At 58.2% G+C, this 16,561-nt stretch carries 19 protein-coding genes; 8 read left to right on the top strand and 11 right to left on the bottom strand.

Annotated elements, in window-relative coordinates; translation table 11 throughout:
* Positions 1 to 14: 14 nt before the first annotated feature.
* Both ansP and ACUTSW_RS09225 read right to left on the bottom strand, forming a co-directional pair.
* A complete protein-coding gene (gene ansP / locus ACUTSW_RS09230; protein ID WP_004941963.1) occupies positions 15 to 1,478 on the bottom strand; it encodes an L-asparagine permease in 1,464 nt (487 codons plus the stop codon).
* Between the two features lie 561 nt (positions 1,479 to 2,039).
* Positions 2,040 to 2,477: a PACE efflux transporter gene (locus ACUTSW_RS09225; protein ID WP_006324198.1), complete on the bottom strand. Its 438-nt coding sequence runs from the start codon at positions 2,475 to 2,477 to the stop codon at positions 2,040 to 2,042.
* Positions 2,478 to 2,589: 112 nt separating this feature from the next.
* Between ACUTSW_RS09225 and ACUTSW_RS09220 the strand changes: the two genes are divergently transcribed.
* On the top strand, positions 2,590 to 3,483 hold the full coding sequence (locus ACUTSW_RS09220) for a LysR family transcriptional regulator (RefSeq protein ID WP_062869993.1): 894 nt from the start codon (positions 2,590 to 2,592) through the stop codon (positions 3,481 to 3,483).
* Between the two features lie 77 nt (positions 3,484 to 3,560).
* On the top strand, positions 3,561 to 4,184 hold the full coding sequence (locus ACUTSW_RS09215; protein WP_183130029.1) for a LysE family translocator: 624 nt from the start codon (positions 3,561 to 3,563) through the stop codon (positions 4,182 to 4,184).
* A 2-nt stretch (positions 4,185 to 4,186) separates the two neighbouring features.
* Here ACUTSW_RS09215 and ACUTSW_RS09210 read toward each other — a convergent pair whose 3' ends face one another.
* Positions 4,187 to 4,750: a DedA family protein gene (locus ACUTSW_RS09210; protein WP_004941969.1), complete on the bottom strand. Its 564-nt coding sequence runs from the start codon at positions 4,748 to 4,750 to the stop codon at positions 4,187 to 4,189.
* 50 nt (positions 4,751 to 4,800) lie between these two features.
* Positions 4,801 to 5,481 carry a DJ-1/PfpI family protein gene (locus ACUTSW_RS09205; RefSeq protein ID WP_445584236.1) on the bottom strand — a complete coding sequence of 227 codons (681 nt, stop codon included), beginning with the start codon at positions 5,479 to 5,481 and terminating at the stop codon, positions 4,801 to 4,803.
* A 91-nt stretch (positions 5,482 to 5,572) separates the two neighbouring features.
* Here ACUTSW_RS09205 and ACUTSW_RS09200 point away from each other — a divergent pair, with 91 nt between their 5' ends.
* The 3 genes from ACUTSW_RS09200 (at position 5,573) to pbpG (ending at position 8,761) form a co-directional block, all read left to right on the top strand.
* Positions 5,573 to 6,517, top strand: a complete 945-nt coding sequence (locus ACUTSW_RS09200) for a GlxA family transcriptional regulator (protein ID WP_445584235.1) — start codon at positions 5,573 to 5,575, stop codon at positions 6,515 to 6,517.
* A gap of 48 nt (positions 6,518 to 6,565) precedes the next feature.
* On the top strand, positions 6,566 to 7,669 hold the full coding sequence (locus ACUTSW_RS09195; RefSeq protein WP_445584234.1) for an adenosylhomocysteinase: 1,104 nt from the start codon (positions 6,566 to 6,568) through the stop codon (positions 7,667 to 7,669).
* Between the two features lie 162 nt (positions 7,670 to 7,831).
* Entirely contained in the window at positions 7,832 to 8,761 is a 930-nt protein-coding gene (gene pbpG, locus ACUTSW_RS09190; protein WP_062869998.1) for a D-alanyl-D-alanine endopeptidase, read from the top strand.
* Positions 8,762 to 8,795: 34 nt separating this feature from the next.
* Here pbpG and ACUTSW_RS09185 read toward each other — a convergent pair whose 3' ends face one another.
* On the bottom strand, positions 8,796 to 9,251 hold the full coding sequence (locus tag ACUTSW_RS09185) for a GNAT family N-acetyltransferase (protein WP_062869999.1): 456 nt from the start codon (positions 9,249 to 9,251) through the stop codon (positions 8,796 to 8,798).
* A 79-nt stretch (positions 9,252 to 9,330) separates the two neighbouring features.
* Here ACUTSW_RS09185 and ACUTSW_RS09180 point away from each other — a divergent pair, with 79 nt between their 5' ends.
* The gene (locus tag ACUTSW_RS09180) at positions 9,331 to 9,726 is read left to right on the top strand and encodes a VOC family protein (RefSeq protein ID WP_445584233.1); all 396 of its coding nucleotides are present in this window, start codon (positions 9,331 to 9,333) and stop codon (positions 9,724 to 9,726) included.
* Positions 9,727 to 9,814: 88 nt separating this feature from the next.
* Complete coding sequence (locus tag ACUTSW_RS09175; protein WP_445584232.1) at positions 9,815 to 10,732, top strand: DUF808 domain-containing protein; 918 nt, start codon at positions 9,815 to 9,817, stop codon at positions 10,730 to 10,732.
* 32 nt (positions 10,733 to 10,764) lie between these two features.
* On the opposite strand, the gene ACUTSW_RS09170 is transcribed toward ACUTSW_RS09175, so the two are convergent.
* From ACUTSW_RS09170 to ACUTSW_RS09160, 3 genes are all read right to left on the bottom strand, one after another.
* Entirely contained in the window at positions 10,765 to 10,848 is an 84-nt protein-coding gene (locus ACUTSW_RS09170; protein ID WP_017346848.1) for a membrane protein, read from the bottom strand.
* A gap of 104 nt (positions 10,849 to 10,952) precedes the next feature.
* On the bottom strand, positions 10,953 to 11,489 hold the full coding sequence (locus ACUTSW_RS09165; RefSeq protein ID WP_445584231.1) for a GNAT family N-acetyltransferase: 537 nt from the start codon (positions 11,487 to 11,489) through the stop codon (positions 10,953 to 10,955).
* A 102-nt stretch (positions 11,490 to 11,591) separates the two neighbouring features.
* On the bottom strand, positions 11,592 to 12,518 hold the full coding sequence (locus tag ACUTSW_RS09160) for a DMT family transporter (protein ID WP_197928045.1): 927 nt from the start codon (positions 12,516 to 12,518) through the stop codon (positions 11,592 to 11,594).
* Positions 12,519 to 12,617: 99 nt separating this feature from the next.
* On the opposite strand from ACUTSW_RS09160, the gene ACUTSW_RS09155 reads away from it, so the two are divergent.
* Entirely contained in the window at positions 12,618 to 13,496 is an 879-nt protein-coding gene (locus ACUTSW_RS09155; RefSeq protein WP_445584230.1) for a LysR substrate-binding domain-containing protein, read from the top strand.
* Here the strand turns inward: ACUTSW_RS09155 and ACUTSW_RS09150 are convergent.
* The 3 genes from ACUTSW_RS09150 to ACUTSW_RS09140 form a co-directional block, all read right to left on the bottom strand.
* Positions 13,493 to 14,518, bottom strand: coding sequence for a MerR family transcriptional regulator (locus ACUTSW_RS09150; RefSeq protein WP_445584229.1), 1,026 nt, complete (start codon positions 14,516 to 14,518; stop codon positions 13,493 to 13,495). The two genes, ACUTSW_RS09155 and ACUTSW_RS09150, sit on opposite strands and share 4 nt — an antisense overlap.
* 133 nt (positions 14,519 to 14,651) lie before the next feature.
* Positions 14,652 to 15,464, bottom strand: coding sequence for a MetQ/NlpA family lipoprotein (locus ACUTSW_RS09145; protein ID WP_013811999.1), 813 nt, complete (start codon positions 15,462 to 15,464; stop codon positions 14,652 to 14,654).
* A 178-nt stretch (positions 15,465 to 15,642) separates the two neighbouring features.
* Positions 15,643 to 16,479, bottom strand: a complete 837-nt coding sequence (locus ACUTSW_RS09140; RefSeq protein WP_445584228.1) for a DUF1460 domain-containing protein — start codon at positions 16,477 to 16,479, stop codon at positions 15,643 to 15,645.
* Positions 16,480 to 16,561 lie beyond the last annotated feature (82 nt).

Genomic DNA, 16,561 nt, shown 5'->3' with positions numbered 1-16,561 from the left:
GGCAGTTGAGAGACTCAGTGGTGGGCTTCTTCGTGCGCCTGTTGTTCCAGCTTCACTTCCTGCGCGCGCTTGCGCAGGCCGAACCAGCCCAGCACCAGCAGCACGACCAGCACCGGAATGGTGGCGATGGTCCAGGTGCCGTTCGGGTAATCGAACGCCATCATCACCACGACCGCCAGCAGGAACGCCAACGTCAACCAGGAAGTGACCGGCGCACCGGGCATTTTGAAGGTGACCGGTTTGGCGCGGCCTTCCCGCACGGCTTTGCGCAAGCGCATTTGGCAGACGATGATAAATGCCCAGGAGCTGATAATGCCCAGTGAGGCGATGTTCAGCACGATTTCAAACACCTGAGAAGGCACCAGATAGTTCAGCACTACGCCGAGCACATAGATGCCACAGGTCACCAGAATACCGGCGTAAGGCACTTGCTGGCTGCTCATCTTGGACATGAATTTCGGCGCGGAGCCGCCCATCGACAGCGAACGCAGAATACGGCCGGTGGAGTACAGGCCGGAGTTCAGGCTGGAGAGCGCGGCGGTCAGCACCACGATGTTCATGATGGTGCCGATATAGGGCACGCCCAATTTACTGAAGAAGGTGACGAACGGGCTTTGACCGGCCTGATAGGCATTCCACGGCAGCAGCAGCACCAGCAGCACCACGGAACCGACGTAGAACAGGCCGATACGCCAGATCACGCTGTTAATCGCCTTCGGCAGCATTTTTGCCGGATCTTTGCATTCGCCGGCGGCGGTGCCGATCAGCTCAATGCCGGCGAAGGCGAAGATCACCCCTTGCACCAGCACCAGCGCGGGCAGCAAGCCGTGCGGGAACATGCCGCCGTTTTCGGTGATCAGGTGCAGGCCGGTAGTGTTACCCGCCACCGGCGTGCCCGTACCCAGGAACACCACGCCGACCACCAGGAAAATGGCAATGGCGGCCACTTTAATCAGCGCAAACCAAAACTCCATTTCGGCGAACCACTTCACGCCGATCATGTTCATGGTGGCGACCACCCCAAGGGCGCAGAGCGCGAACAGCCATTGCGGCACGTCGGCGAAAGTGCCCCAGTAGTGCATGTACAGCGCGACCGCAGTGATGTCGACGATACCGGTCATCGCCCAGTTGAGGAAATACATCCAGCCGGCGACATAAGAGGCTTTTTCGCCGAGAAATTCGCGGGCATAAGAAACAAAGCTGCCGCTGGAAGGGCGGTGCAGCACCAACTCGCCCAGTGCGCGGAGAATGAAGAAAGAGAAGATCCCGCACACCAGATAGACCAGCGCCAGCGCCGGGCCGGCCATTTCCAGCCGGCCGCCGGTGCCGAGGAACAAGCCGGTGCCAATGGAACCGCCGATGGCGATCATCTGTATCTGGCGGTTGCCCATGCTTTTGTGATAACCGGATTCATGTGAGTCTAACCAACGTCTTCTGGCGGCGTGTTTGTCATGATCGGTTTTTTTATGTGATTGCATCATCCGTCCTGTTTACCTGTCTATAGGGTTACCCAGCTCTCGGACGAGAGCAAACGATTGCTTTTGCCAATCGTTATGAGAATGAAGTCGTGGCATCATTCTGTTGTTTTATACCCGTCGTCTTTCAAGCTGCAGCGTTGTTGGCTGCACTGGCTTACCCCAGTTACTTACCGGAGTAAGCGCCTGGGGATAAGCGAGCTGGCCGCCTGGCTGCAACTTGAAACCCATAGGGTATATTATATGTACAGCCATCATTAAATAACGGCGAGGCATGCTACCTTTTCTCCGTAAATGTGGCAAAAAATCCTGCGTATAAATCGTGATCAATTGTGTTTATTTTTTATTCCATATACAAAAGAATATATTATTCAATAAGATGTGTGGTTTTATCAACACGGAAATATCGAGGAATAAAAAGTGACGAAAATCACAAAATATTAATTACCGTGCAAATTGCAGGGGGTTTTGCTTATTTTTCGAGGCGTGAAAGAAGGGGAGAAATAAGATTTTTGTGGCCTGCGGCGATTATAGCCCGCAGGCGAGGGGATTAACGGCGATTTTTTAGGCAGATTCCCCGGCCGGCAGAGCCGAGGCAGGCAGACCGAAAAGCAGGTCGAACGCCCAGTTAAACACGAAGGTATAGCAGGGGATAATGACGATCAGCGCCATATCCAGCAGCAGCGCTTCCAGCAGTGAAATCCCCATCCACCAGGCGATCAGCGGGATCAGGTACACCACCAGCGTCAGTTGAAACCCCACGGCGTGCGCAATACGGCGCTTTAGCGTGCGGGTGCGTGACGTCTGGCGGCTTTCCCACCGCTCAAACAGCGAGTTGTAGATGAAATTCCAGCTTACGGCGATGGTGGTGATGATCACCGCCAGCGGCCCGGTGCTGCTGGGTGCGCTGCCGGAAAGCAGCGCCAGCCCCAAAGCGGAGATCGCCATGCCGATAATTTCATAAGCGGTGACATACACCAGTTTGCGTTTAACGCCTTGCATCATGTTCTCCTGCGTTATTTTTGGTGGTTTCTCAGGTCGTAGCGGCTAAGATAACGTCAATCACATTGATAGAAAAAGTCAGGAGCTGTCAGTTTTACTGACAGGTAACGCAATGAACTTTTCCAGCGATAACATTGAGCTGTTTTTGGCGGTATTGGATCGGGGTTCGTTCTCCGCCGCCGCCCGTTCGCTGCGGCGCGTGCCTTCGGCGGTCAGTATGGGGATCGCCAACATGGAGGCGGAACTGGGCTTCCCGCTGTTTGACCGGTCGCACCGCGAACCTGTGCCGACCGCGCTGGCACTGGCGCTGGCGCCGCATGCGCGGCTGATTGCCGACCAACTTAAACAATTGCAAAACCACGCCATCGAGCTGTCGCAGGGGCTGGAGAGTACGCTGTCGATAGGCGTCGCTTCGGACATCAACGGCAGCGGCCTGCTGGCGGCGATCAAAACGCTGGCGGAGCGTTATCCGTTGCTGAACATCGAAGTGCTGACCGCCCCGCAAGATGACGTGTTGCATATGCTGCATCAGGGCAGGGTTGGCGTTTGCCTGGCGTTTGGCGGGCTTAACGTCAACAGCCAGGAGCAGTTCCATTTTGTGGGGGCGGAATCGCTGGTCGCCACGCTATCGCCATGCCACCCGGCGCTAAAAGGAGCGGCGGACGAGCTGTTTTTCGAGGACCTGGTCAACGTGCGGCAGATTATGGTGGCCAGCCGCGATCTGCCCATCGTCGATCTGCGGCCGCGGGTAGCGGAATCTTACTGGCGCACCGACAGCCTGCCGATGGCGCTGAACATGGTTGAGGCCGGATTGGGCTGGGGCAATTTCCCGCTGTCGCTGACTGCGCCGCTGTTGGCTCAGGGGAGGTTAATCCGGCTGAAATTCAAAAATACCAAAAACGAGCTGCGGTTGCCGATACACCTGGTTTGGCTGAAGAATGCGCCGCTGGACAAGGCCGCGCGCGAGCTGGTCGCGCTGATGCGCGATGCGACTCAGGTTGAATGATCCCCGTATTCATTGCTTTTATTTTCGTCGCTGCGCTACTTTGAGCAGGGGATAGTTAAGGGAGTACCGCAAGCATGATGAGTGAAACGGCATTATCGGTATTGAGCATTACCGGGGCGATAACGCTCGGGGCGATGAGCCCGGGGCAAAGTTTTATTTTGGTGGCGCGCACCGCGGTTGCTTCTTCGCGCCGCGACGGCATGGCGGTGGCGTTAGGCATGGGCGTCGGTTGTTTTATCTTTGCCTTGATCGCACTGCTGGGATTGCAGTCGCTGCTGCTGGCGCTGCCGTGGTTGTACACCACGCTGAAAGTGCTGGGCGGCGCGTATCTTGTCTATTTGGCGTTTAAAATGCTGCGCGGGGCCAGTCGGCCGCTGAACGTGGAGGCGGTCGGCGAGCGGCATCTGGGGTTTCGCAAGGCGTTTACCACGGGGTTGCTGACCCAACTCGGCAACCCGAACACTGCTATCGTGTTCGGTAGCGTGTTCGCCGCGCTGCTCAGCCATAAAATTTCGCCGCTGATGTACGTGGTGTTGCCGGTGATTGCCTTGACGGTCGACGTCCTGTGGTACGCCTTTGTGGCGTTTGTGCTGTCATCGCCGCGCCCGCGCCGCACTTACCTGCGTTTTAAAGCCTGGTTCGATCGCTTGGGCGGCGGCGTGCTGGCCTTGCTCGGCCTGAAGCTGATGCTCAATAAATAGCCTTAATCGGCGTGGCGACGCCGCCACCAGAAGCGCAACAGCAGGATGGCGGCGATCACCAGCGCGCAGAACAGCAGGCTGGTCAGCCTTTTGTCGAAGCCGGAAATAAAGCGGGCGATGGCTTCACCGCCGAAATAACCCAGCAGCACGAAAATTGTCGCCCACAGAATGGCACCCAGAATGTTCAGCGGCACAAAGCGTGAGGGCGGCAACTTGCTGGCGCCGATCAGCACCGGGCCGATAATGCGAAAGCCGTACATAAAGCGCACGCCGATCACGAACAGCATCGGGTGGCGGGCAATCAGCTTGTTGGCGCGCTCGATGCGCTTTTCCTGGCTTTTCATCCGTGAAATCACCTTCCCGCCGAAGCGGCGGCCCAGAAAGAACAGCAATTGATCCCCCAGCGTGCCACCCAGCGCCACCACCGCAATCACCCAAGGCAGATGCAACAGCCCCTGATGCGCGGCAATGCCGCCCAGCAACGTGATGGTTTCCCCCTCGGCCAGGCAGCCGATAAACAGCGCCCAGTAGCCGTAATCCGTAATGTAGTGGGCTAAATCCGCCATTCTGATCCCCTATGTCTTTAACACATAAGGTTAAGTATACGCCCAGCTCGTCAGCGGCGGGCGGCTATCTGCGCGACCAGCGCCCGGCGTTGTTGCAGGTTGTCCGCCATTGTTTCCTCTACTCGCGCCAGGATCCCCGCAGGCGCCAGCTCTGGCGTTCCTCCCAGGAACGGCGGTGCCGGGGCATACTCCAGATACAACTGGATCATTTGCGCGGTTTCTTCACCGTGCAGCTCGGCTATCAGTGTCAGGGCGAAGTCGATGCCGGCGGTTACGCCACCACCGGTGATCACGTTGCCGTCGCGCTCCACCCGCGCACTGCTGGGGATAGCGCCGAACAGCGTCAGGCTTTCACGCATCGACCAATGGCAGGCAGCGCGCTTGCCTTGCAACAGTCCGGCGGCGGCCAGGATCAGCGAACCGGTGCACACCGAGGTCAGATAGCGAGCGTGGGTTCCCAACCGGTGGATCTGCCGCATGAAGTTTTCATCCAGTAGCGCCTGGGTGCAGCCACTGCCGCCCGGCACGCACAGGACATCGCAGTGCGTGACGTCCTCCAGCCTTTGCAGCCGAGAGAAATGCAGCCCCTCAGAACTGACGTCCGCACCGCCGACCGAGGCGACGATAATTTCAGCATCAGGCATACGCCGCAGAAATTGCAGCGGGCCGGTGAAATCCAACTGGGTAACGCCCTGATAGATCGGAAAAACTATCACTAATGGTGCAGACATGATATTCGCCTCAGTTTTGTCCTTTGAACTGGGTAATAATAGCTGCCCTGTTTTTGGCTGGTATGCCATATAACCCTCAAAAAACGCCATAATGAAAAACATCGGTTTTGTGATCTTTCCCGATTTTAACCTGCTGGATTTTGCGGGGCCGCTGGCGGCTTTCGAGCAGGCCGATCGGTTCGCCGATGCCCCGGCATACCGTTGTTTGCCGGTTTCGCAGGCAGGCGGAATGGTGATCGGTTCGTCCGGCGTGGCTGTGATGACCCAGCCATTGGAGGGGGGCCGTTTTGATACGCTGCTGATTGCCGGTGGCCGCGGCAACGTGGCGGCGGCGGAGTCCCCGGCGTTGATCGCGATGTTGCAGCAGCAGAGCCGGCAGGTGCGGCGCATGGCCAGCGTGTGTACCGGGGCATTTATTCTGGCGGCCGCCGGGTTGCTGGAAGGCAAGCGCGCCACCACCCATTGGTTCCACGCCGCACGGTTGCAGCAGCGCTATCCGCGTATTCGCGTCGACAGCAACCGCATTTTTATTCGCGACGGTGCCCTCTGGACCTCTGCCGGCATCAGCGCAGGCATCGATCTGGCGCTGGCGATGATTGAAGAGGACCTCGGCGCAGAGGTGGCGGCCAACGTGGCGCGGCAACTGGTGGTGTATCACCGCCGTCCTGGCGGGCAGTCGCAGTATTCACTGCTGCTGGCGCTTAATCCTTCTTCAGACCGGATCCGCAGCGCACTTTCTTACGCCCGTGAGCATCTGCATCAGCCGCTCAGGGTGACGGATCTGGCCGATGCCGCTTGCCTGAGCGAACGCCAGTTCGGCAGGTTGTTTCGCGCAGAAACCGGTCAGACGCCGGCCAAGGTGATTGAGCAACTGCGGGTGGAAGCGGCGCGGGTGCGGATTGAAGAGAGCGGCGAAGCGCTGGAGGTTATCGCCCGTGCCGTCGGTTTTAGCGATCCGGAGCGTATGCGGCGGGCATTCATTCGCGTCTTCGGTCTGTCTCCGCAGGCGATGCGGCGCCTGAGCCGCGCCGGTTAATTCATTCAGCTATGCCCCCGTGGCGTGGCGCAGTAAAAGGAGCAACAGATGTATCAGGACTTTGAGAGCGAACTGGATTGGGCGATGCGCCATATGCCGCGCACCTGCGCGGCGGTTGCGGCGTTGCCGGATTTGAACGGCGTGCGGTTGGCGTGCAACATGCACCTGGATCTGAAAATGGCGCCGTTGGTGGCGGGCCTGCTGGGCAAGGGCGCGGCGATTTATCTGACCACCTGCAACCCGACCACGGTGCAGGATGACGTGGTCGCCTGGCTGGAGCGGCGTGGCGCGCAGGCTCACGCCTGGCGTGACATGAGCGATGCGGACTGGTCGGCATCCTTCGATCGCGCGTTGGCCTGGGAACCGACCCACCTGTGCGAAATGGGCGCGGATCTGACGACCCGTCTGCACCAGTCGGCCGAAGGCCCGCAGATTATCGCCGGCCTGGAAGCGACCGGTTCCGGCATCAGCCGGCTGAACGGCATGGCGCCGCGCTACCCGATCTTCAATTGGGACGATCTGCCGGTGAAAGAAGGGCTGCACAACCGTCATATGGTCGGCCTCACCGCCTGGCACACCTTCTTCCAGACCACGCATCTGACGCTGCATGAAAAATGCGTGCTGGTGATTGGTTATGGCCTGGTTGGGCAGGGCGTTGCGGCGGCGGCGAAAGCCTACGGCGGGCAGGTTATCGTGGCGGAAATCGATCCGGCGCGGGCATTGCAAGCGCGTTACGACGGCTGGGCGGTGGTCGATCTGGCCACGGCGGTTACCCAGGCGGACGTGATCGCCACGGCGACCGGGGCGAAAAATGTGCTGTCGGCGCAGCATTTGCAACAGGTGAAAGACGGGGTGTTTATTCTCAACGTCGGCCACGTGGCGGCCGAAATTGACGTCGGCTTCCTGAAGAACCTGCCGCACAGCGAGCCTATGCCGTTTGTGAACGCCTACCAACTGGGCGAGAAAAAGGTCTATTTACTGGCCAACGGGTCGATGTTTAACCTGACGGCGGGCTACGGCGACAGCCTGAACGCCTTCGATGTGACGCTGGCGGTGATGGCGGCGGGCATTGGTCATATCGTCGGCGACGGTGCCCGCCAGGCTTCCGGTTTGTATCTGTTGCCGCAGTCTGCGTGGCAACCGGCACTGTAACTTTTCCCTCGCGGGCGCTCACCCCAGAGCGCTCGCGGTTTGCGCAATATTCTGTCCGACAGAATTTGTCACAAATGGGGGCGCATAATCACAGTGCCAACTTGAGATCCGTCACATATAATTCTGCCAAATAAGACCTTCCTCTTCTCCAGTGACAGAGTAATGCATGTGAAAATACGTGTTTTGGTACTAACCCTGCTCGCTTTGCAGGCGGGAGCAGGCATCGCGCCGCGCGCGCTGGCCAGCGAAAATAACGCCGCCGCCCATGCCGCCCAGCCTGAGCTGGCTTCCGGCAGTGCGATGGTGGTGGATATGCAGACCCACAAAGTGATGTATGCGCGCAATCCGGATGAAGTGGTGCCGATCGCCTCCATCACCAAGCTGATGACCGCCATGGTGACGCTGGACGCCCATCTGCCGCTGGATGAAATGCTGTCGGTGGACATTCACCAGACGCCAGAAATGAAAGGCGTTTATTCCCGCGTACGTCTGAACAGCGAAATTACGCGCAAAGACATGCTGCTGCTGGCGCTGATGTCGTCGGAAAACCGCGCCGCCGCCAGCCTGGCGCATCACTATCCGGGCGGTTACGGTGCCTTTATCAAAGCGATGAACGCCAAGGCGAGATCGCTGGGCATGACTAATACCCGTTATGTGGAGCCGACCGGGTTGTCGATTCATAACGTTTCGACCGCGCGTGACCTGACCAAGCTGCTGATCGCCACCAAGCAATATCCGTTGATTGGCCAGCTCAGCACCACCACCGAGCGCATGGCGAGCTTCAAGGATCCTAACTACACGCTGCCGTTCCGCAACACCAACCATTTGGTGTACAACCCGAAATGGAACATTCAGCTGACCAAAACCGGCTTCACTAACGAAGCGGGGCATTGCCTGGCGATGCGCACCATGATAGGCAGCCGCTCGGTATCGCTGGTGGTGCTCGACGCGTTCGGCAAGTACACGCATTTTGCTGACGCCAACCGCCTGCGCACCTGGATCGAAACCGGCAAGGTAACGCCGATCCCGGCCGCTGCCCGCGACTATCGCCGCCAAAAAGACGCCCGTCTGGCGAAGAACGAAACCGAATAATCCCGGTCTGGCCTGCGGTTTCCACCGCAGGCCGCTATCGGCCCTCAGGGCGCCTGATGACAAAACCCCTTTCCCGATCGCCGTCGAATCCGGCGCGCAGATACAACTGGTGCGCCCCGGTGCGCTGCTGGCCGGAAAGCAGCATCACTTTGTAGCACCCTTTACGCCACGCCAGTTGCAAGGTGTATTCCAGCATCGCCAGGGCAATGCCTTGCCCGCGGTACGGCGGTGCCGTGACCACGTGTTCAATGATACCGAACGGCTGAGCCTGATGAACCAACCCCGGCACCATCGCCAGCATGCAGGTCGCGATCGGCTGTTCACCGTCGGCGGTAACCACCAGGCGAATTGCCGGGTTGTCCAGCAAACGCTGTAAAGTGCGCTGGGCGGCATCCGGGCGCAGCGGGGGATCCTGTGGGCGCAATTCCTGATACAGCGCCTGAAGGCCGGCCAGATCCTTTGTCTGTGCCAGGCGATAGGTGATTGCCATCTTTCCTCCTTTTGGCTGCGGTGGTTGCTCCATCCGCTATGATCACTAAATACCCTATCGTATGCGAGAGAGGATTCCTATGAGCCAGGTTGCAACCTTTATCCTGTTTCAGGGCAACGCCCAGCAGGCTATCGATCTTTACAGCGGGCTGTTCGGCAGTTTTAAGGTTCAGCAGTTGCTGCATTACGACGAGACGCCCGACGGGCAGCGGCGAATCAAACAGGCTTCGATAGACTTTGACCGACAGCATCTGGTGTTTAGCGACAGCCCGGTCAGCCATGATTTCAGCTTTACCCCGGCGGTGTCTCTCCACGTTAATTTGGCGACCGAAGCCGAATTGGAACGGGTATTCGCCCGGCTGGCGGAGGGCGGTGAAGTGCTGATGCCGCTGGATGATTACGGCTTCAGCGCGCGTTTCGGCTGGCTGAACGATCGCTTTGGCCTCTCCTGGCAGTTGAACGTACCGGCAGGCTAACTGCGCCATCCTCTTATACACATTCAGGGGCGTTTACCGCTATGCTAAACGGGCAAGGGTTTAATGAAATTTGATAAGGATGACCATTTTGGCCGGAAGTAGCTTACTGACTTTACTCGACGACATCGCTTCGCTGCTGGACGACGTCTCGCTGATGACAAAAATGGCGGCGAAAAAGACCGCTGGGGTGCTGGGGGACGATCTGGCGCTGAATGCGCAACAGGTTAGCGGGGTCACGGCCGATCGCGAACTGCCGGTGGTGTGGAGCGTTGCCAAAGGTTCGTTTATCAACAAACTGATTCTGGTGCCGCTGGCGTTGCTGATCAGCGCATTCGCCCCTTGGGCGATCACGCCGCTGCTGATGGTGGGCGGCGCTTACCTGTGTTACGAAGGCTTTGAAAAAGTGTTCCACAGCCTGACTCACGGCAAGCAAGGGGAGGAGAAAAAAGAAGAACTGGACGCCAATGAAGACGTGGCGGCCTATGAGCAGCGCAAGGTGAAAGGGGCGATCCGCACCGATTTCGTGCTGTCCGCCGAGATTATCGCCATCACTTTGGGCACCGTGGCCGGCGCGAGCTTTAGCCAGCAAATGATTGTGTTGAGCGGCATCGCTATTGTGATGACGATCGGTGTTTACGGTATCGTGGCCGGCATCGTCAAGCTTGACGATCTGGGGTTGTACCTGAGCCGAAAAACCAGCGCGCTGGTGCGCTCGATTGGCAATGGCATTGTCAGTGCCGCGCCTTACCTGATGAAAACCCTGTCGATCGTCGGTACTGTCGCCATGTTTATGGTCGGCGGCGGCATTCTGACCCACGGTCTGCCTCCGGTGCATCATTTGTTCGAAGACTGGGCGTCGTACGCTACCGTCGTACCGACCTTCGGCCATATTCTGCAGGGTGCGATCCCCGCTTTGCTCAACGTGGTGTTCGGCCTGGTTGCCGGTGGCGTGGTGCTGCTGGTGGTTTCGGCTCTGGGTGCCATTCGCGGCCGCTTCAAAGCCTGATGCGATCCCGCGCCGGATGGCGCGGGCAAGTTTTAGAAGATCAGCTTGAAGACGCCGGTAATGGTGAGCAGGCCAACGATAAAGATAATGGCGATAATCCACAGAATAATTTTCATTTATCTCTCCCAAGGGGTTATAAGGGGACGTGAGCTCTCGCTAACCTAATGAAATCATTATTTACTGTAGCTGATATTTTGCAAATTGCCCGCCGCATTGACGATTAAGGCGGCGTGGCATCGCCTTCGCCCAGTGCGCGTTGCATGATATGCGTGTCGCGCCAGTCACCAAATTTAAAACCCACCGCCTTCAGCGTACCCACGCTGGTAAAGCCCAATTTCCGATGCAGGGCCAGCGAGCCTTGATTGTCTTCGGCATTGCCGACGATCGCCAGCATCTGCCGCCAGGGGCCGCGTTCGCAACGAGCGATCAGCTCGGCCAGCAGTGCTTTACCGATGCCGTTACCCTGCAGGCCTTCGGCGATATACACCGAGTCTTCTACGGTAAACCGGTAGGCCGGGCGTGGCCGATAGGGCGTGGCGTAACAGTAGCCCACCACGCGATCTTCCCGTTTGGCGACCAGCCAGGGCAGCCCGGCTTCCTGTACCTTGCTGCACCGCTGCTGCATTTCTTCACAGGTGGGCGGCGTTTCTTCAAAGGATGCCGCGCCGTAAAGCACGTGGTAGGCGTAGATCTGTTGTACGGCGGCCAGGTCATCCGGCGTGGCGTCGGTGATGATCAACGGGGCGGAAAGGGGCATAAGCGTTCTTTGTTTACCTTGAAAAATCAGAAGATAAACGCATTATGCTCCCCATCCGACGGCAAGGTAAATTGGGCTTTTTTATGCCGGTGATAAAAAAAACTATAGTTGTCTGCTGGCCCGGTGCCGTGGCACCAGGCGGTTTACTGCGCCGGAGGCCAGCAGCACGCCGAGGATAACCCAGACCGCCCCGGCCAATTGCCAGACGTTGGGTGCAGTGCCGGTGAGGGTGGCCACCAGCAGGGTAAACACCGGCGCCAGATTGAAGAAAATGGCGGTGCGCATCGAGCCGATTTTTTCCAGCCCGTTGAACCACAGCAGATAGGCCAGCAGCGATCCGCACAGCGCCAGATAAACCACCGCCGCATGCACGCTGAGGCTGGCTGACGCCAGACTTTGCAGCGGGTTTTCGAAGATAAACCCCAGCGGCAGCAGTGCCAGCGTGCCGAACAGCATCGAATAGCTGGTGGTTTCGATGGCGGTGGCGTTATGCACCAGCCGCCGGGTACCGACCATATTCAGCGCCCAGGCCAGGCTGCCGAGCAGGATAATGCCGTCGCCGGGGTTGATTTCCAACCGCAACAGCGTTTGCAGGCTGCCTTTGGTGAGCACCAGCGTTACGCCGATAAAACCCGCCAGCAGGCCGGCGGCGCGTGACCCACTCAGTTTTTCATGCTCCCAAAATACCCCGAACAGCATTGTCCACAGCGGCGTGGTGGCGAGGATCAGCGCACCGTTGATCGGCGTGGTGGATTGCAGGCCGAAAAAGGTGCACAGGTTAAACAACGTAAAGCCGAGCACGCCCAGCCCAAGGTAGGCCGGCCAGTTGTTCCTCAGCGTAATGAAGCGTAACTGCCCGCGCAGACCGAAGAATAGCAACAGCGCCAGCGTCGCCAGGCTGAAACGCTCAATCGACGCGGTGATCGGCGGCTGATGGGCGATGATATAGGCACCGGCATTGAAGTTGGTGCCCCAGAAAAAGGTGGCGATAATCACCCCCAGATAGGCCAGCGGCAGCGAAGTTTTCATGGTGATTTCCTGTGGTGTGGAATAAACAAAAACAGTTTGCGCCACAGATTGTTGCGGTAAAATCCCCTATCTATTCACTTATGATGTGAGAAAACACCCATGTTCAATTGGGAAGATTTGCACTACTTCATGGTGTTTGCGCGCGAGAAGTCGCTGTCAGGCGCCGCCCGCAGTTTGCAGGTCGATCACGCCACCGTTGCCCGCCGCATTGCCAGCCTGGAAGCATCGCTGGCGTTAAAACTGGTGGATCGCCGCCCGCGCAGCTACCTGCTCACCGCCGACGGGCAACGCATCGCGGCGCAAGGGGACAGCATGACGCTCAACGCCTTCGCCGTCAGCCGCGCCGCCCTCAGTGGGCGACAGGGCATCGCGGGTGAGGTGACGCTGAGCGTGCCGCCGGTGATGGGGCTGAAACTGATCGCTCCGCGTATTGCCGAGTTGCAGCGCCGTTATCCGGATTTGCGACTGGTTTTGCTGGTCGATACCGCCAACGTATCGCTGCTGCGTGGCGAGGCGGATATTGCCATCAGGCTCAGCCGCGTCACTGAAAGCGATCTGGTGGCGAGAAAAATCGGCACCGTCGAGTTCGGGCTGTACGCCAACGCCGGTTATCTGCGGGACACGCCGGAGGCGGAGCGGGGGTTTATCGGCTATCACGATGAACGGGCCGCTTCGGCGCAGCAAAAATGGTTGCTGGAGCAGGCCGGGCCCCGGCCGCTGGTGATGCGCAGCAACGACCTGATGATTCAGGCTGCCGCCGCTGCGGCCGGCGCGGGCATTGCGTTGCTGCCGCATTTTGTCGCGCAGGAACTGGGGCTTGAACGCCTGGCACCGCCGCTTGGGCTGCGGCGCGAAGTCTGGCTAACGGTGCATGACGACATTCGTCATGCACCGGGTATCGCCGCCGTGACGGCGTTTTTACTGGAGTGTTACGCGGGCGTTGCGGGGATCACCCGGCTGGTGGATAACCTTGCCTAGCCGCGCATCAGGTTCGCCACTGCCTGTTGCAGATAGCTCAGCAGCGCCGGGGTCAACCAGGTGCCTTCGGTCAGCGTCGGCTCTTGTTCCATCGCCTGGCGAATTTTCATCTGGGTGGCCGGGTCAGTGCCGGCATAGGACTGGAACAGCTCTAGCCATTTGGCCGCCAGTTGCTTCGCCTGAACGGACTCCGGCGGTACGCCGTCTCTTAGCGCCTGATGGAACTGGGCGATCAGCGCCGGCCATTCGTGCAGGCGGGTAAAGTAATGTTGGCGCACGTAGGCGTATTCTTCCGCCGACAGGTATTTTTGGTAGATCGACAGCTTGGTTTCGGCAAAGGCCCGGGTGACATAATCGGTCACAGCCGGGGTGATGCCGGTCTGTTCGCGCATTGAGGGCTCATCGGCATGCATGGCGTTAAGCCGGGTAAGAAACGCCGGATTAAGCGCGGTATCGCGTTCCAGCATCTGCATCCAACGCCGCGCCAGGGCCTGCGCCTGCGGCGCTTGCGCTTCGACGCCACTGTCGATCAACTGGCGCATGCTGCTCACCAGCTCGCCCCATTCCTGATTGCGCGCCTGATCGGCCTGATAGAAGGGCAGCTGCGCCAGTTCGTCGGCGGTAAAATATTTGTCGTACATGGTCATTAACTCCAACGTAGTCAGCCAGTCGTTCAGTTCCGGTTCGTCCCCGGCGGTGAGCTGGGCATGCATATGCTGCAAATGATCGCGTAGCGCTAGGGTCTGCGCCAACTGCCGGTCCAGCATGGATATCTGCTGTTCAATCACCAGGGTTAACGTTACCCCGGAACGTGTCAGAAGTGCCCCGACCTCCGCAAGCTGGACCCCCATTCGGCGCAACGCCTGAATATGGTGCAAGCGGGTGATGTCAGCCCGGTTGTATAAACGGTAGCCGGCGTCGGAACGCGCAGAAGGGATCAGCAAACCAATGCTGTCGTAATAATGCAGTGTCCTGACGGTAATGCCGGAACGGCGGGCCAGTTCGCCCACTTTTAATAACATGACGTGCTCCTCCCCAGTGCGTGCAGGGATACTAAAGCCTGACGCGACGTGAGGGTCAATAGCGCGGAAGGGGATATTTTCAGGAAAGTGGCGGGCGCCGAAAATAGCACCCGCAAGGAGGGGAGCCGCTTGCTTACCAGCCTTTTACCGCACCGCCGTTAAAAATTTTCTCGGCGGCTTTGGCCACTTCATCCGACTCGTAGGCCTTGATGAAGTTTTGCACGTTCAGCGCGTCTTTGTTGTCTTCGCGCGTCACTATGATGTTGGTGTACGGCGAATCTTTGTCTTCGATAAAGATGCCGTCTTTGGTTGGCGTCAGCCCGGTCTGGTTGATGTAGGTGGTGCTGATGATAGCTACTGTGACTTTAGGGTCATCCAGCACTTGCGGCAATTGAGCGCCCTCCAGCTCCATAATCTTGTAGTTATGCGGGTTGGCGCTGATATCCAGCGAGGTTGGCAGTAGCCCTTTGCCCGGTTTCAGGGTAATCAGGCCGGTTTTCTCCAGCAGCAGCAACGCGCGGCCGAGGTTGGTCGGATCCAACGGAATGGCGATAACGGCGCCGTCCTGCAGCTCTTTCAGCGATTTGATTTTTTTCGAATAGCCGGCCATCGGGAACACGAAGGTATTGCCCACCGCCACCAGCTTGTAGCCGTGATCTTTATTTTGCTGTTCGAGGAACGGCCGGTGCTGGAACACGTTGGCATCCAGCTCACCTTTATCGGTGGCGTCGTTCGGCAGCAGAGAGCCGCTGAAACCGACCAGTTCAACCTCAAGGCCGTATTTCTCTTTCGCTACCTGTTTGGCGACTTCCGCCACGTCCTGCTCCGCGCCGTTGATAACCCCGACCTTGATAAGGTTCTGGTCTACCGGCTTATCGCAACCTTGCAGTGCCAGCGTGGCGGCAAACGCCGCCATCACGGCGGTAAAACGCCAGGTCTTTAACATCGTGTTCTCCCTGAAAAAAACAGTAAAATCAGTTGGTTTTGTGCTGTTAGCTAAGCCTGAACCTGCGGGGAAGTCAAACGCTTGCTCAGCACAAAGGGTTATAGGTAATAACAGGGAGTTGTATAGAGACCCTGGCTTTCAGATTGCACCCTGAAAGCCATCGGGTCTGGAAGGGCGGTTATTTGGCGCGCAGCACGACGATGCCTGGCGTGTTGATCACATAGTCCATAAAGGGCGAGTCCACTACCTTCATGTTTTCCTTGCGCGAAGAGGCATTGCGCAACATCGGGCCGTTTTCGGTCATGATAAAGATGCCGGTGTGAGTGACGTCCAGCCCGGCAAGATTGGTGTAGATACCGATGTAATCGCCGGTGTGCAACTGGGCCAGCACCTTATCGTCAATAAAATCGCTGGGCAGATAAGTGATGCTGCGCCGCACATTTTTCAGGCCGGGCAGATAGGTGCCGCCGTCAGCCTTTTGGTTCAGATTTTTCACCTGCGTCACCGCGTGCGGGCTGAGTTGAGCGGTAATGTCGGTCACGTTTGTTTTGGCGACATGCGCCCAGTCGGTGAAGAAATGTTTGCGCTGCGAGAAGCTGATTTCGCTATGGGCGTAGCGGGTCTGGATCAGGCGTTGAACGAATTCAGCCTGATTGTGCGATTTGCTCAGTGCATCGACGTAGTCGATATAGGTAAAGCAATCCAGGCCGCGGAAGTCGATCACCAGCTTTTCCGGCGTGTCCTGAGAGCCTATCAGCATGTTGGCAACGTAAGGCGTACCCAGAAATTGCTGAGAGATCAGATTGATAGTTTGGCCGTTGGCCTGCCCGGCCGGCCAGGTAGCGTGCTTGGCGAGAATGTCGTTGAGCTTGCTTAACGTCTCGCTGTCCAGGTTTATGGGCGCTACCGCAGGGGGCGTGACTGCGGCACCGGGTTCATCAATTGGCCGCTGAGGACTTTTATCTGCGCATCCACTCATCGCTATAACTAACATCAATGGAACAACCTTGTACATTTTACCCTCCAATGGTTTCAGTCCGTGACCATATAAATGATAACAGTTCTCACCATGAGGCGGGTGGTTAATAAATAAACAT

The organism is Serratia sp. TSA_198.1, assembly GCF_052686505.1.
Note: the sequence above shows the minus strand (reverse complement) of the source record. Positions and strands in the feature narration are given on the sequence as shown.